Raw genomic sequence first — 16971 nt, forward strand, 5'->3', positions numbered from 1 at the left:
ATTATCGGTGATGATAAACCTCAAACACCTATTTAAATACTCATTCGGGCTGCCGCCCGCGCGTCAGCAAGCTAAACGCCTATAACTAATAACACATACTCTTAGCTTTTGAGCGAATAAGTATATTTAGGATTTGCTGAGTTTCGTTACACTCTACCCAGCCTAGAGGAACTACAGAGAGGTGCAGGTCTTGTTTCTTGCCAAGACCAAACACCAACCTCACGTTTAACACCCTTCCCCGTCATCACGCCCTGAAAATAAGCAATTGATGAGTAATGTCGCGCATGGATGCGCGATAAGGCGAAACTAGGCCATGGATGGCCTATCTTCGCCGTTTACGTTCAAATCAATTGTGCATTGAAGGATTAAGCGTGATGCCCGGGTGCGCTGAGAGAGTCCAGAGAGGGACCAGCGGCAGCCCCTCTTTGGCTGCTGTCGCCAGCGCGACAAAACCTTGAATTAGGTTTCTGATTTCTAGAAGTGCAAAACGTATTATCGCTATCTGTAATAGTAACCTCAAACACCTATTCAAATACTTATTCGGGCTGCCGCCCGCGCGCCAGCAAGCTAAACGCCTACAATAAATAACACATACTCTTGGCTTTTGAGCGAGTAAGTATATTTGTGATTTGTTGGGTTTCGTTTCACTCAACCTAGAGGAAATACAGAGGGTCAGTCTTGCTTCTTGCCAAGACCAAACACCAACCTCACGTTTAACACCCTTCCCCGTCATCACGCCCTGAAAATAAGCAATTGATGAGTAATGCATTTCATGGATGAAATGAAAGCCGTGACTTCGTCATGGATGGCGAATAACCGAAGCGCAGCCTCGCAGTATGAGGAAGTGAAGACATGGATGCCGACAGTAACCCAGCTTCAAGGATGAATTACTTGCAGCAGCGTTAAGTTTGAAAATCTGTAGCCCCGCATTGGCTCACCAAGCCAGCGCGACAAAACTTTGAACAAGGTTTTTTAATGTAGGTCGCGGATTTATCCCGACAATATATGTAAGTTAGCAAGTTTGAAAACAACATATTTACACGCAATAACACAGAATTTCAAATAAGCTCTGCAAGTTAAATTCACTGTTTCGCCCTAAAGGACGACCTACAATTTAAATCAACCTCGTAGGGTTTCGTTCCCATCTACCCAGCCTATGCAATTTGTGTTGAGGAAATACAGAGGGTCAGGTCTTGTTTCTTGCCAAGACCAAACACCAACCCCACGTTTAACGCCCTCCCCCGTCATCACGTCCTGAAAGTAAGCAATTGATGAGTAATGCATTTCATGGATGAAATGAAAGCCATGCTTGCACATGGATGTGCTTTCATGGCGTTTACGTTCACATCAACTGTGGTTTGAAGGAAATAGCGTGATGCTCGGGTGCGCTGAGAGGTGACGAATAACCGAAGCGCAGCTTCGCAGTATGAGGAAGTGAAGGCATGGATGCCGACAGTAACCCAGCTTCAAGGATGAATTACTTGCAGCAGCGTTAAGTTTGAAAATCTATAGCTCCGCGTTGGCTCACCAAGCCAGCGCGACAAAACCTTGAATAAGGTTTTTTAATGTAGGTCGCGGATTTATGCCGACAATATATGTAAGTTAGCAAGTTTGAAAACAACATATTTACACGCAATAACACAGAATTTCAAATAAGCTCTGCAAGTTAAATTCACTGTTTCGCCCTAAAGGACGACCTACAATTTAAATCAACCTCGTAGGGTTTCGTTCCCATCTACCCAGCCCATGCAATTTGTGTTGAGGAAATACAGAGGGTCAGGCCTTGCTTCTTGCCAAGGCCAAGCACCAATCTCACGTTTAACACCCTTCCCCGTCATCACGCCCTGAAAATAAGCAATTGATGAGTAATGTCGCGCATGGATGCGCGGTAAGGCGAAACTAGGCCATGGATGGCCTATCTTCGCCGTTTACGTTCACATCAACTGTGTTTTGAAGGGAATAGCGTGATGCTCGGGTGCGCTGAGAGTGTCCAGAGAGAGACCAGCGGCAGCCCCTCTTTGGCTGCCGTCGCCAGCGCGACAAAACCTTGAATAAGGTTTCTAATCCCTCTGTAGTGGTCAATAAAATTTGGCCACAGTTTTAGAATCTTTGTATCTGACCTCAGATTCATTTGGCGCTAAACCGGCATTATAATGATGCGGCCTAACATTATTGTAATATCCATTTATGTAATCACTAACGCTATATTTAGCGTCTATAAAATTTCCATATCCACTCTTTGGCATCCATTCCGTCTTAAAGCTTCTAAAAAATCGCTCCATTGGCGCATTATCCCAACAGTTTCCACGCCTGCTCATACTTTGTGTGATTTTATAGCGCCATAAACGTTGGCGATATTTTAAACTTGTATAATGACTACCTTGGTCAGAGTGAAACATCAGTCCTGTCGGTTTTCCTCTGCTTTCATACGCGAGTTCAAGCGCTTTTAGCGTTAAATTAGTATCTGGTGATAACGACATTGCCCAGCCAACCACTTTGCGTGCAAATAAATCAATAACGACGGCTAAATAAGCCCAGCGATTGCCCGTCCAAATATACGTCACATCACCGCACCACACGGTATCAGGCTCAACAACATCAAACTGTCTATCAAGCAGGTTTGGGATTTCAAGGTGTTCATTACCACCACGTTTATATGAATGTTGAGGTACTTGGCAGCTTTCGAGCTTTAATTTAACCATTAGCTTAGCTGCACGATAACGGCTCAATTCAAAATCATTGTTCGTTGCTATCGCTGCGATTGTCCGTGCCCCTGCTGAACCACCACTCATCGCATGTATTGCTTTTACTTCAGCCTCTAACCTTGCTTGCTCAGGTGTCGGCGCTGTATCCCGTATGGCCCAGTACTTATAGCTGCTGCGATGCACATTGAATACGCTACACAGCAGACTAATTGGATAACGCTCTCGTTGATTTAACTTCTCGATTAACGAGAATTGTTCAGGGAGTCGGACATCAAGAGAGCGGTAGCCTTTTTTAATATATCCTTTTCTAATTCAATGCGTTGTATTTGCTTTTTAAGCTCACGGATTTCAATTTGTTCGGGCGTCATTGGTGAAGCTAAGGGTGTCTGACCATTGCGTTCTAGCTTTAATTGAGTAACCCATTTACTTACGGTTGATTTACCCACCCCCATCGCTTTTGCTGCGTCTTCTTGCGTATAACCTTGGTCTACTACAAGCTGAGCCGTTTCTAATTTAATTGCCGCTGAATATGTTGCGCGTTTTAATTTCGTCATTTTTTCACCCAAATTTGTATGCTTATTAGCATAACATTTCTTTCTTAATGGGTGGCCAAAATCACTGTACCACTACACTCAATGAGCCAAAAGGAAACAAAGTATGCGCCTTCAACAATTAAACACCTTTTGGGCTGCGCCCAACACGCCAGCAAGCTGTGCGTCTACAATGTTTAAACACACACAAAAAAGCCGCTACATTGCTGCAACGGCTTTTTCAATTTTATAAATTCCCAATCTTTAATTGGAAATTTTAAAAATTATCAATCTCTATATGTCTCAACCGCTGGGCATGAACATACTAAGTTACGGTCGCCGTACACGTCATCAATACGTGTAACGGTTGGCCAAAACTTGTTTTTAGCCACTGCAGGCACTGGGAATGCAGCGTAAAAACGGTCGTATGCACGGTCCCATTCATTACCTAATACGTCGCCTTGTGTATGCGGTGCAAACACTAGCGGGTTGTTTTCGATTGACCATTCGCCAGAGATTACTTTTTCAATTTCGCCTTTAATCGACACCATTGCTTCGATAAAACGGTCAATCTCACCTTTTGATTCAGACTCAGTTGGCTCAATCATTAATGTGCCAGCTACTGGGAACGACATAGTTGGTGAATGGAAGCCGTAGTCTTGCAAGCGCTTAGCTACGTCCATTTCAGTAATGCCTGATAGCTCTTTAAGCGGGCGTAAGTCAACAATACATTCGTGAGCAACACGGTTGTTACGGCCACGGTATAAAATTGGGAAGTGCTTGCTTAGCTCATGCGTTAAGTAGTTAGCATTAACAATTGCCATTTCAGTGGCTTGTTTTAAGCCCTCTGAACCCATCATGGTGATGTAAGCCCATGAAATAGGTAAAATAGCAGCTGAGCCGTAAGGTGCTGCCGATACCGCACCGTTACCGATGTTAGTACCTGGTACGTTAATTACGCTATGGTTTGGCATAAACGGCGCAAGGTGTGATTTAACACCAATTGGGCCAACACCTGGACCACCGCCACCGTGTGGAATACAAAACGTTTTATGCAAGTTTAAGTGCGATACGTCTGAGCCAATAAAGCCTGGGCTTGTTACACCAACTTGCGCGTTCATGTTTGCGCCGTCCATGTAAACTTGGCCGCCGTGCTCATGAATAATGTCACAAATTTCGCGAATTGTTTCCTCGTATACACCATGCGTAGACGGATATGTGATCATGATGCACGATAAGTTTTCAGACACTTCCTCAGCTTTCGCTTTAAGGTCGCTCATGTCTACGTTACCGTTTTTATCGCAGTTAACTACTACAATTTTCATGCTTGCCATTTGCGCTGATGCAGGGTTAGTACCGTGCGCAGAGCTTGGGATTAAACATACATTACGGTGTGCGTCACCGCGTGACTCGTGGTATTTACGAATCGCGATTAAGCCTGCGTATTCACCTTGCGCGCCAGAGTTTGGCTGTAGTGATACTGCATCGTAACCGGTAATGTTTACCAGCCAGTCGTGTAGCTCGCCAATCATTATTTGGTAACCCTCTGCTTGATCTAGCGGGCAGAATGGGTGAAGGTTTGCAAACTCAGGCCACGTAATTGGGATCATCTCAGCAGTCGCGTTTAGTTTCATGGTACATGAGCCTAACGAGATCATTGAGTGATTAAGCGATAAGTCTTTGCTTTCTAGTCGCTTAATGTAGCGAAGCATGTCTGTTTCGCTGTGGTAGCTGTTAAAGTTTGGATGCGTTAGTACTTCGTCGTCACGTACTAAACTTGCAGGGATTGACTCGCTGCCATTTGCTTCAACGTCGGCTGCAATAGCGTCAACACTTAGGCCATGGCCTTCGCCTAAAATAATATCGAATAACTCAGTAATATCGGCACGTGTTGTTGTCTCTGATACCGAAATTGAGTACTCGCCTTCGTGATTTGTTGCAAAGTTTACGCCTTTTGCAATTGCACGCGCTATTACGTCGTCTTTGCTATCGCTTACTACTGTTAGCGTATCAAACCAAGTGCTGTGCTTAAGTGCGATGCCTTTAGCTTTAAGGCCACTTGCTAAAATATCAGCAAAGCGATGTATACGCTGCGCGATAGTTTTTAAGCCTTGTGGACCGTGGTATACCGCATAAAACGCTGCCATATTGGCAAGTAATACTTGCGCTGTACAAATGTTTGAGTTGGCTTTGTCGCGGCGAATGTGTTGTTCGCGCGTTTGCATTGCCATACGTAGTGCGTCGTTACCTAAACGGTCTTTAGATACACCAATAATACGACCTGGTAATGAACGTTTGTACGCGTCACGTGTTGCAAAAAATGCAGCGTGTGGACCGCCGTAACCCATAGGTACGCCAAAACGTTGAGCCGAACCAAGTACTACGTCTGCGCCTAGTTTACCCGGTGCTTTTAATAGTAATAAACTCATTATGTCGGCAGCAACACAGGCAATGGCCTTTTTGCTTTGTACGCCAGCAATTAGGTCAGTTATGTCTACCACTTCGCCTGATGTAGTTGGGTATTGGAACAATGCGCCAAAAATGTCGTGGTTTACGGCATCTTCTGCTTTACCTACAATTATTTCAAAACCAAACTGCTCGGCACGCGTTGTTACTACGTCGATAGTTTGTGTGTGTACGTCGTCGGCAATAAAAAAGGCATTGGCTTTTTTAGCTTTTGATACGCGTTTTGCAAGGCCCATAGCCTCTGCAGCGGCTGTTGATTCGTCAAGTAGTGATGCACTTGCTAAATCAAGACCAGTTAAATCTAGGGTCATAGTTTGGAAGTTTAATAATGATTCTAAACGCCCTTGTGCAATCTCCGGCTGATACGGTGTGTACGCTGTATACCAACCTGGATTTTCTAGTACGTTACGTAAAATTACGTGCGGTACGTTAGTTGGGTGGTAGCCTTGGCCAATGTACGATTTGAAAACTTTATTTTTGCTTGCTACTGATTTTAAGTAGCTTAGTGTTTCAACTTCAGTACGGCTTTCGCCAACTGTTAATGGCTGCTCTAAGCGAATGCTTGCAGGTACAGTTTGGTCGATCAGCTCTTGCACACTCGATACTTCTAAAGCACTTAGCATATCGCTTACTTGTGCTGGGCTTGGCCCAATATGGCGGCGAATAAAATCTTGCTTTTGCTCTAGTTCTTCAAGAGATTTGGCGTTTGACATGAATCCAGATTCCTATGATCCTAAATGCTAATGGGTAACTAGCATTAATTAAAATATTTGACGATTTAACAGCTCACTCAGTATGGGGTTGTGCGCTGTAAAATCATAAAAGCCCCATTTTTATACATTAAACGGGGCTTTTAGTTATCTACAAAAAATGATTATTCTTCGTCGATAGTGTGCGAGTAACCTTCAGCGTCTAATAAGTTATCTAGCTCAGACTCGTCAGATGCTTTAATACGGAATAACCAACCGTCGCCGTAAGCGTCGTTGTTTACTGTTTCAGGTGAATCTTCAAGTTCTTCGTTAATAGCAACAATTTCGCCACTGATAGGTGCGTAAATGTCTGATGCTGCTTTAACTGACTCTGCTACTGCACAGTCTTCGCCAGCGTCTACTTCGTCGCCAACTTCTGGTAATTCAACAAATACCATGTCGCCAAGAAGTTCTTGTGCATGCTCAGAAATACCAACAGTAAATGTACCGTCGCCTTCACTGCGAACCCACTCGTGTGAAGGTGCGTATTTTAACTCGCTAGGAATGTTGCTCATTTTATTTGTCCTTTGGTTTATATTGGGAGGATACCAATCACAATAATTATTGTGATTGGTATAACCAAATTATTTAAATTATTGATTTACCGTTACGTACAAAGCTAGGCTTTACTACTTTAACGTTTACTAATTTTTTACGCATTTCTACTTGAGCTGTATCGCCTGTTGAACGTGGTACACGTGCAAGGGCTACACTAAAACCAAGTGTTGGTGAAAAAGTACCTGATGTAATAATACCTATCCCACCGTCAACAATTACTTTAGAACCGCTACGCAAAACGCCTTTTTCTTCAAACACTAAGCCAACTAGTTTGTCAGTGCTTTTTTCTGCGCGTTGCTTAACAAGTACGTCACGACCAATAAAGTCACGATCTTCTGGTTCCCATGCAATGGTCCATGCCATGTTAGCTGCAAGTGGTGATACGCTTTCGTCCATATCTAGACCGTAAAGGTTCATACCAGCTTCTAAACGTAGCGTGTCGCGTGCACCTAAACCAGCAGGCTTAACACCTGCGTCTAGCAGTTGTTGCCATAAATCGGCTGCTTGGTCGTTCGGTACTACTATTTCGTAACCGTCTTCGCCAGTATAACCCGTTGTGGCAATAAATAAATCACCTACTTGAACACCAAAAAATGGCTTCATACCTTCAACAGCGGCTTGTTGCTCAGCATTTAAAAGAGTGGCTGTTTTTGCTTTAGCGTTAGGGCCTTGCACTGCAATCATTGCAAACTCTGGGCGCTCTGTAACAGTTACGTCAAAGTCGCTCGATACGTTAGCTAAATGCGCTAGGTCTTTTTCGCGCGTTGCTGAGTTAACAACTAGGCGGTAAAACGTTTCACTAAAGAAATAAATAATTAAGTCGTCTATTACACCGCCTTGCTCGTTAAGCATGCCTGTGTAAAGCGCTTTGCCTGGTACGGTTAATTTTGCAACGTCGTTAGCTACTAGCTTACGTAAAAATGCTTTTGCTTGAGGCCCTTCAATATCAACAATAGTCATGTGTGATACGTCAAACATACCAGCGTCGGTACGTACGCTATTGTGTTCTTCTATTTGTGAGCCGTAGTTGATTGGCATTTCCCAGCCATGAAAATCAACCATTTTTGCGCCCGCTTCTAGGTGCTTAGCATGTAGTACAGTTTTAGAAGTCATAACATTCCTTCACGTTTAAATTAACCCTGTTTAGGGCGTGGCTTAAATAGATATAAAAACAGGTAAACATTGTTATGCTTACCTGTTGTTTGTATTCGTTATGCGGCTTCACTATGCATAAGTGCAAAACCTTGCGCTTGCATGTAGCTTTGCCATTTTTGTAATTCTTGTTGTTTAGCGACTAATACAAAGTGTTGTTCGTCGTTTTTATCAATGGCGGTAATAAATACATCACCGCTTTGTGCACCGTAACAAAGTTGCGCGTCAGAAAGGCGCAAACCTGGTGTTAATTTAAAAGCATTTACTAGGGTGTCAAATGCATTGCTACCGCTTAGAGTAAAAGTAGCTAGGTCGGTTCGCATTACATAATCGATATCAAAACGAAGTTGTTGCTCATTTATAAGCGCTTGTAATTGAAGGCTTGCGCTGTGTGGCAGTACGAATCTAAACGCAGTTTCGCTAAAGTAATAAACAGCAAAGCTGTAGTCAGAATTATAGTCGCCATCAAGCGTGCCTTTTAAGCCTAAACCGCTGGCGGTAAGCTTAGTTAAATCAAGGCCTAAAATAGAACTTAAAAATACACTGGTTTCGGTGCCACTAAAATCCATTACAACATTGCTGCTGTTTGCTTGCAAAGCGTTAGTAACCGCACTACTTGCGTTGCTGTGGCGGGCAAACATTATTGGGTTAAAAGTCATAACAAACACCTGTGTATTTTCAATGCTAAAAGTATATTGCGCGAGGTGTGTAACAACAAATTGTAATTATTTATCAATTGATAAATAATACTTATATATATAGCCATATAAATTGTAATTATAAATATGAAAAACATATCAACCGACAGCTTACGCACCTTTGTAATGGTAGTTGAAGTAAGTGGTTTTGCTAAAGCAGGCGACTTACTTGGCCTATCGCAACCTGCGGTAAGCCTACAAATAAAACGTTTAGAAGATGTGCTTGGCTATAAACTATTTAAAAAACAAGGACAGCGCCAAGTATTAAACCAGTACGGCGAGCTATTACTGCCTATGGCAAAGCAGATGATGCAACACAACGATGCTATTTTGCAGCAGTTCACCTCAGAAAACATTGCAGGTAAAGTGCGCTTAGGTATTCCGAGCGAATTTGCGGCGCGTATTTTACCCTCAATTATTGGCGACTTTGTGGCACTCTACCCAGAGGTGTCATTAGAAGTTAAATCGCGTTTAAGTAAACATTTGCTTTCGGCCTCAAGGCAAGATCAGTTTGATTTAGTGCTGGCGCTAAATGAGCGTCTCAGCTCTGAAAAATTCCCTATTTTTATGCAAGACAAACTCGTATGGGTGGGCGATCTATCACTTGCACAAAACGACGTGGTTACGCTGGTTACCGCACCAGAGGGGTGTATTTATCGTCGCCGTGCTACTGATGCATTAAAAAGTGCAGGTATAAAATACCGAATTGTCTATAGCAACGCCGATTTAACCGGTCTTATTGCCGCGTTAAAAGAAGGCTTAGGTATTACGGTACTTGCTAAAAGCACAGTACCGAGTGAACTTAACTATCAAGTTCAAACCAAGCATTTACCTGCTCTTGGTAATATTGGTATTAGTTTGGTTAAAAGTTCGGGCGAGTCGGAAAATGCAGTAGATAAACTTGCTGAGTTTATCGCACTACGTTTAGGCTAACACTAATAAACATAACCAATTGAAAAACAAAACAAATTAACAACAATCACATCTAAACCAGTTAATATAAAGCGCTTAAAAGTAAATATACCTAGTTCAAACTTTATAACTAGTTAAGTAATTACAAACTGCTACAAAAGAAATAATTTAGTTAACTAAGTTGCATAAGTAGGTGTTTTTAGTTCTAAAAAACTGAATCATTAAATAGTTAACCTGAATCTCGTTTAAGAAATTGAACTAAATGCCTGTTCCGAGATCCGATCTTTCGACCAAAAACGATTGGATAAGCAAGGAACAGGCATGATTAAATTAGTTGAATTATTTTGCGATGTCGATGATTTTTGCAAAGTATTTATACCCCAATGGGAAAAACAATTACTCGAAGATGGCACCCAAAAACGTCAGCGTTCAGGACGTATGACGACCAGTGAAATTATGACTATTGTTATTAGTTTTCATATGTCACATCACCGAGATTTCAAAAATTACTACCTTGGCTATGTATCACTTATGTACAAAAGTGAATTTCCCAACTTGCTCAGTTACACACTATTTTTAGCCGTTATGCCAAGGGTAATTGTGCCGATGTGTGCCTATTTTACTTCACTTAAAGGTAAACCCACAGGCGTTGAATTCATTGACTCCACATGTATTAAAGTGTGCCATAATATTCGTATTCCAAGACACAAAACCTTTGATGGAATAGCCCAGCGTGGCAAAGGAACAATGGGATGGTTTTATGGCTTCAAGCTACATTTAATCGTTAATCACCATGGTGAAATTGTTGCTGCGAAAGTGACAACAGGAAATGTACATGATACTCAACCAGTGCGTGAGTTAGCGAGCTGCCTGACGGATAAATTATATGGTGACAAAGGGTATTTAAGTAAAGCTTTAGAAGCCGATTTACTCGATAAAGGGGTAAAGCTCATTACGACGGTTCGCAAAAATATGAAGGCAAAAGCGATGTCATTATGGGATAGAGCAATGCTTTCAAAACGCTTTATAATCGAAACAATTAATGACCAGCTCAAGAACATATCCTTCATTGAACATTCAAGACATCGGAGTATGAACGGCTTTATGTTGAATTTAGTCGCTGGATTGGTGGCTTATTGCTTGAAAGAAAAGAAGCCACACCTTAATTTAACTGACGTAGAGCTTAACGCATTAGTTATCGCTTAAGCAGAACTCAGGTTAGTTAATAACATTGATTCGTATTCGTTAACGTGTTCCAATTACGCCAATTTGGATAATTGACATAATTAGGAACACAATGAACCCTAAGTTTTTAGTATCTACTTTGGCAACTGCGGTTGCTTTGTCTTTTAGTGCTACTGCAATAGCAAAAGACACCAGCAATAAAGAACAACGCTTTGAACAAATCACTGTTATTGGCTCTCAGCAAGCAATTAACGATATTCCTGGTTCAGCTACGTTTATTTCTGAAGAAGAGCTTCAAAAATTCCAGTTTACCGATATTTCTCGCGTTTTAGCGTCTGTTCCGGGCGTTTACGTGCAAGAAGAAGACGGTTATGGCCTTCGTCCTAATATTGGTATGCGCGGTACAGGTACTGGCCGTAACGATAAAATATCAGTAATGGAAGACGGTGTATTAGTTGCACCAGCACCATATTCAGCACCTTCTGCATACTACTTCCCTACTATGGGTCGTATGGAATCTATTGAAGTATTAAAAGGCGCAGCCTCAGTTAAGTACGGCCCGCGTACTACGGGTGGTGTTTTAAACTTACTTTCGCGCAGCTTACCCACTGAGCCAAATAGCTCAAAAGGTATGGTAGATGCAGCCCTTGGTAGCGACGGTTACTACAAAGGCCACGCTTACTTTGGTAAAGAAAAAAATAACACAGCAGGTTTAATTGAAGTATTTACTTACGGCGCAGACGGCTTTAAAGAGCTGCCAGTAGGCAATGACAACACCGGCTTTGAAAAAACAGATTTACTATTAAAGTTTGGCCATACGTTTGGTCAAAACGATGCGCATAATCTTGAGCTAAAAATTAAGTACTCTGACGAAACATCAGACGAAACATACATGGGCTTAACTGACGAAGACTATCAAGAAAGTCCTTATCGTCGTTATGCTGCATCGCAAAACGATGAAATGAATACGCGCCACAACGCATACCAACTTAACTATGCATACCGTTTTGGTGATGGCTATGAGTTTTTAGCTACGGCTTACTTAAACGATTTTCATCGTAACTGGTATAAAGCCAGCAGCGTAGGTTTAAGTACTCTTGAGCAGTACAGCGATTTTGAAGCAAACCCAACAAGCGAAGGCATTGAAGGTATTGGCGTTAAAGCTAATAACCGCGATTACCAAGCTAAAGGTATTCAGTCTGAATTACATATTCCTGCAGGCGATCACTATGTGACTGTTGGCGTACGTTACCACGAAGACGAAATGGATCGTTTTCAATGGGAAGACAAATACACACTTAATCAAGACCTAAGCTTAACGCTTACAGAGCAAGGCGTTCCGGGCTCTGATAGCAACCGCGTAGATAGTGCCGAAGCAAGCACCTTGTTTATTCAAGACGAGTGGACAATTGATGCATTAGTAGTAAGTGCTGGTCTTCGATATGAAGACATTACTATTACGCGTGAAGAGTGGTCTAAATCAGATCCAACGCGCAGCAACGGTTTAACTAAAGATGTGTCGAACGATACCGAAATTTTAGTTCCGTCGTTAGGTGCTACTTACACGCTTAACGAAAACGTAACGCTACTTGCGGGCATTCAAAAAGGTTATGCGCCAGCAGCACCTGGTAATGCAGACCAAGAAGAAGAAGAAAGCGTAAACATTGAGTTTGGCTCTCGCTTCAACATGGATAGCTTTAGTGGTGAAATAATTGCCTTTTATTCTGACTACGACAACATGCACGGTAACTGTACTGCAGCGGTTGGTTGTAGCGACGACAACATTGGCGACCAATACAACTACGGTGAAGTAGAAGTAGCAGGCTTTGAATTTAGTGCAGCACGTACGTTTGCAACTGATACAGCTATGTTCCCAGTTAAATTAACATACACCTACACAGACTCTGAGTTTAAAAACGATTTTGATTCAGAAATTTGGGGCGCGGTAGAAAAAGGCGATGCAATGCCTTACGTACCAGAAAACCAAGTAGCGTTATCGTTAGGTGCAGAGTTTTCTGCGTTTGTAGTTAACAGCCAAATACGTTACGTATCTGATGCGCATGCTAACTTAACTGAGTCGGGCTTAAACGCAATTGATAGCCGCGTAGTATGGGATTTAGCCGCTAAATACTTAATCGATGAAAATCAAAAAGTATACCTAAGCGTTGATAACTTGTTTGATAAAACATACGTTGCAAACCGTTCAAACGGTGGCATTCAACCTGGTAAGCCGCGTACTGTACAGATGGGCTACACTTACTCATTCTAAATTGAAAGCTGGTTAAACGGTTCACTAACAGCGTTAATAATTTTTTATGTAAGAACACTACACATCTAAATTATTGCCTTGTTATTAAACCGTTTACCTGCGCTTTGTATAGGGTAAGTGGTTCACTAACAGCGTTAATAATTTTTTATGTAAAAGCACTACACATCTAAATTATTGCCTTGTTATTAAACCGTTTACCTGCGCTTTGTATAGGAGAAATGGTTCACTAGCTGCTTTAAAAACAACTGATATAAGAACAACTATATTTCGTTATTTTTGCCTTGCTATAGAGCTATTTTCCTATCGCTATAATAGAGCATCAGTTGGTGTAAAGTTAAAGCGTAAATTACAGATACAAAAAAGCCGAGATTGAATTTCAATCTCGGCTTTTTTAATACTTAATTTAAATTAGGTATTATTTATTAGGTATTAGTTATTTGCGTTACGTTGGCGTAAAACTTCAAACAAACAAATACCCGTGGCTACCGATACGTTTAAGCTTGAAACTGTACCCGCCATTGGAATTTTAACAAGCATATCGCAATGCTCACGCGTTAAGCGTCGCATGCCCTCGCCCTCTGCACCCATAACAATAGCCATTGGGCCTGTTAAGCTTGCATCAAATACGTGGTTATCAGTTTCGCCAGCAGTACCTACAACCCATACGCCTGCATCTTTAATTTCGCGAAGCGTACGTGCAAGGTTAGTCACTTGAATAAGCGGTACTGTTTCGGCTGCGCCACATGCCACTTTACGTGCAGTACCGTTAAGCTTAGCCGACTTATCTTTAGGTACAATCACAGCGTGAACACCTGCCGCGTCTGCACTACGTAGGCATGCACCTAAGTTATGCGGATCGGTAATACCATCAAGCACCAGTAAAAATGGTGTGTCTTCTCGAGCGATTATCTCATCAAGATCTTTTTCATTAAACGTTGGCGCTGCTTTTACGTTAGCAATAATACCTTGATGCTGCTCACCTTTTGATTTGCTATCAAGGGCTTTGCGCTGCATAAACTGTACTGAAATACCAAATTTACGTGCTTCATCAATAATCGGAGTTGAGCGTTTGTCGTCACGACCTTTAAGGGCATAAATTTCTACAAAGCGCTCTGGTTCGCTTTCTAAAATTGCTTCAACAGAATGAAAGCCAAAAATTAATTCATTACTCACGTATTGTCTGCTCCTGGGCTAGTACGTTTACGGGCATTTTTGCCTGCTCTTTTAGGCTTTTTAACGGCCTTTTTCTTCGGTTTTTTCTTTACGGCAGTGTCTGCTGCTTTTTTATCTGCAGGTTTTGTTGCAGACTTATTTGCAGGCTTGCCTTTATCTTTATTTGCTGGCTTTTTTTTACCTTTTGGTTTGCCATCGCTGTGCGACTTTTTACCCGGTACTTTGCCTGCTTTTAATTGCGAACGAACACTTGCTGGTGCATGCTCAGATTTACCTGAGCCCTTTTTAGGTGCACGACGACGTGAGTACCTGTCTTGTGCAACATCGCCTTTAAGCGTTAAGTTTATACGGCGATCGTCTAAACTAACCGACGCAACTTTAACTGTTACTTTATCGCCAAGGCGATAAACAGTATGCGAGTGCTCACCTATTAGGGTGTGTTTTGCAGCATCATGTGCAAAAAACTCATCGCCTAAATTAGTAACGTGAATAAGCCCATCAATTTGTAAATCATCTAAACGAATAAACAAACCAAAGTTAGTGACCGATGAAATAACACCGTTAAACTCGTCACCTACGTGATCTTGCATAAACTCACATTTAAGCCAGTCGGCTACTTCGCGAGTTGCATCATCGGCGCGGCGCTCTGTTGTAGAACACTGCTCACCTAGCTGATCAACTTCGTCGTCGGTATAAGCGTATTCGCCAGACGTTTGCTGACCTTGTGCTTTTATTACTGCTTTAATAGCACGATGTACTACTAAATCTGGGTAACGACGTATTGGCGATGTAAAGTGCGCATAAGCCGATAACGCTAAACCAAAGTGACCAATGTTATCTGGCTGATATACAGCTTGTTTCATTGAGCGCAGTAGCATAGTTTGAATAAGCTCAGCTTCTGGGCGCTCACCTAATCGCGCTAATACTTGCGTTATTTCTTTTGGTGTTGGTTCGTCGCTTAATGTACTTTCGATACCTAACTCGCCTAAAAACTTAGTAAAGTTACCTAGTTTTTCTTGGTCTGGTTCGTCATGCACACGATAAAGCGCACTCGCTTCATGCTTTTCAAGAATTTTAGCCGCCGATACGTTGGCTAAAATCATACATTCTTCAATGAGTTTGTGCGCGTCGTTACGAATAACAGGCACTATTGATTCTATTTTACGTTGAGCGTTAAATACAAAACGTGTTTCTAGGGTTTCAAACTCAATGGCACCACGGTCTTGGCGTGCTGCTTTAAGTGCCATGTACATTTGCTGTAAATCAGTTAAATGTGGCACAACGGCTGAGTATTCTTCGCGTAGTTTTTCGTCGTTTTGTAAAATGGCATTTACTTTGGTGTAAGTTAAACGTGCATGCGAGTTCATCACGGCTTCGTAAAACTTATAACCCGAAAGCTTACCCGCGCTCGATACGGTCATTTCGGCAACCATACATAAGCGATCTACTTTTGGATTAAGCGAACATAATCCGTTAGAAAGCACTTTTGGTAGCATCGGAATTACTTGCTCAGGAAAATACACTGAGTTACCACGCAAAATTGCTTCTTTGTTAAGCGGCGTGTTCATTCCTACGTAATGCGATACATCGGCAATGGCAACCCATAAGCGCCAGCCACCTGATTTTTTAGGTTCACAATATACGGCGTCATCAAAGTCGCGTGCATCTTCGCCATCAATAGTTACAAGTGGTAAATCACGTAAATCTACGCGACCTTGTTTGTCAGCTTCTTCAACAAATTCACCTAGATGAGCAACTTGTGCTTCAACTTCTTCTGGCCATACATGTGGAATATCGTGATTGCGCAGTGCAACTTCAATTTCCATACCTGGGGCTAAATGCTCACCAAGTACATCTATAACTTTACCTACCGCGTTCATGTTACGGCTTGGATTTTGCGTAATTTTAACCTGCACCATTTGGTTATGGCGGGCACCGTTTTCGTTGCCTGGTAAAATCATTATATCTTGCGTTATGCGCGGGTCTTCAGCGACTACCACAGCAACACCGTGCTCAACAAAGTAACGGCCAACAATTGGCGCGCGCTCATTAGTAAGCACTTTTATAATACGTGCATCGCATTTTGAGCCAGAACCACGTTTAGTGCCTTTAGCTAGTACAATGTCGCCATGTAACACCATATTCATTTGGTGCTTAGCAATAAACCAATCTTTACTCTCGCCTTCAACTTCTAAAAAGCCGAAACCGTCTCTGTGGCCTATTACTTTGCCTTTGGTTAAACCGGCTTCGTCAATTAGGGCGTAGCATTTAAATTTATTGAAATACAGCTGTCCGTCACGCTCCATAGCGCGAAGGCGGCGTTTAAATGCTATTTGGCGTTCGTCATCGTTTACTGCTAGTTCTTCACATAATTGCGCGTAGTTAGCAGGCTTTGAACGCTCTTGAAGGTGAGTAAGTATAAACTCACGACTAGGGACTGGGTTTTCGTACTTTTCTTGTTCTCGACTGAGATTTGGATCTTGGTTTGACATTCACTATCTTGTTAGTTGGTTATGTAGGTATTTTAACCCATATAGTTATAATGAGACAGGTAAAAGCTATTAAACTTTTAAG

11 protein-coding genes are annotated in these 16971 nt (G+C 42.1%); 4 read left to right on the top strand and 7 right to left on the bottom strand.

Features of this window, described 5'->3' with window-relative positions:
* Window positions 1–2078: 2078 nt before the first annotated feature.
* Window positions 2079–3259, bottom strand: a protein-coding gene (locus tag AC0VZ4_RS16035; RefSeq protein ID WP_475440154.1) for an IS3 family transposase whose coding sequence is annotated in 2 segments (ribosomal slippage) — window positions 2079–3001 and window positions 3001–3259 — 1182 coding nt in all. Because the reading frame shifts where the segments join, the coding sequence is not laid out codon by codon here.
* Between the two features lie 103 nt (window positions 3260–3362).
* On the opposite strand from AC0VZ4_RS16035, the gene AC0VZ4_RS16040 reads away from it, so the two are divergent.
* A complete protein-coding gene (locus tag AC0VZ4_RS16040; RefSeq protein WP_262501067.1) occupies window positions 3363–3488 on the top strand; it encodes a hypothetical protein in 126 nt (41 codons plus the stop codon).
* 34 nt (window positions 3489–3522) lie between these two features.
* On the opposite strand, the gene gcvP is transcribed toward AC0VZ4_RS16040, so the two are convergent.
* The 4 genes from gcvP to AC0VZ4_RS16060 form a co-directional block, all read right to left on the bottom strand.
* Window positions 3523–6414, bottom strand: coding sequence for an aminomethyl-transferring glycine dehydrogenase (gcvP, locus tag AC0VZ4_RS16045; RefSeq protein WP_475440155.1), 2892 nt, complete (start codon window positions 6412–6414; stop codon window positions 3523–3525).
* 161 nt (window positions 6415–6575) lie between these two features.
* On the bottom strand, window positions 6576–6965 hold the full coding sequence (gene gcvH / locus AC0VZ4_RS16050) for a glycine cleavage system protein GcvH (RefSeq protein WP_024590231.1): 390 nt from the start codon (window positions 6963–6965) through the stop codon (window positions 6576–6578).
* A 73-nt stretch (window positions 6966–7038) separates the two neighbouring features.
* Window positions 7039–8121: a glycine cleavage system aminomethyltransferase GcvT gene (gene gcvT, locus AC0VZ4_RS16055; RefSeq protein ID WP_182736215.1), complete on the bottom strand. Its 1083-nt coding sequence runs from the start codon at window positions 8119–8121 to the stop codon at window positions 7039–7041.
* 98 nt (window positions 8122–8219) lie between these two features.
* Window positions 8220–8819: a hypothetical protein gene (locus AC0VZ4_RS16060; protein WP_096793690.1), complete on the bottom strand. Its 600-nt coding sequence runs from the start codon at window positions 8817–8819 to the stop codon at window positions 8220–8222.
* 126 nt (window positions 8820–8945) lie between these two features.
* Between AC0VZ4_RS16060 and AC0VZ4_RS16065 the strand changes: the two genes are divergently transcribed.
* The 3 genes from AC0VZ4_RS16065 (at window position 8946) to AC0VZ4_RS16075 (ending at window position 13224) form a co-directional block, all read left to right on the top strand.
* Window positions 8946–9791 carry a LysR family transcriptional regulator gene (locus AC0VZ4_RS16065; RefSeq protein ID WP_007378851.1) on the top strand — a complete coding sequence of 282 codons (846 nt, stop codon included), beginning with the start codon at window positions 8946–8948 and terminating at the stop codon, window positions 9789–9791.
* 300 nt (window positions 9792–10091) lie between these two features.
* Complete coding sequence (locus AC0VZ4_RS16070) at window positions 10092–10976, top strand: IS982 family transposase (RefSeq protein ID WP_475441613.1); 885 nt, start codon at window positions 10092–10094, stop codon at window positions 10974–10976.
* Window positions 10977–11067: 91 nt separating this feature from the next.
* Window positions 11068–13224 (top strand): TonB-dependent receptor family protein, encoded by a 2157-nt coding sequence (locus AC0VZ4_RS16075; RefSeq protein WP_475440156.1) that lies wholly within the window; start codon window positions 11068–11070, stop codon window positions 13222–13224.
* Window positions 13225–13653: 429 nt separating this feature from the next.
* Here AC0VZ4_RS16075 and rlmB read toward each other — a convergent pair whose 3' ends face one another.
* Window positions 13654–14397, bottom strand: coding sequence for a 23S rRNA (guanosine(2251)-2'-O)-methyltransferase RlmB (gene rlmB, locus AC0VZ4_RS16080; RefSeq protein ID WP_475440157.1), 744 nt, complete (start codon window positions 14395–14397; stop codon window positions 13654–13656).
* On the bottom strand, window positions 14394–16889 hold the full coding sequence (rnr, locus tag AC0VZ4_RS16085; RefSeq protein ID WP_475440158.1) for a ribonuclease R: 2496 nt from the start codon (window positions 16887–16889) through the stop codon (window positions 14394–14396). The genes rlmB and rnr overlap by 4 nt, the downstream gene beginning before the upstream one ends.
* Window positions 16890–16971: the final 82 nt, after the last annotated feature.

Source organism: Pseudoalteromonas sp. QJM3NY_22 (genome assembly GCF_056173065.1).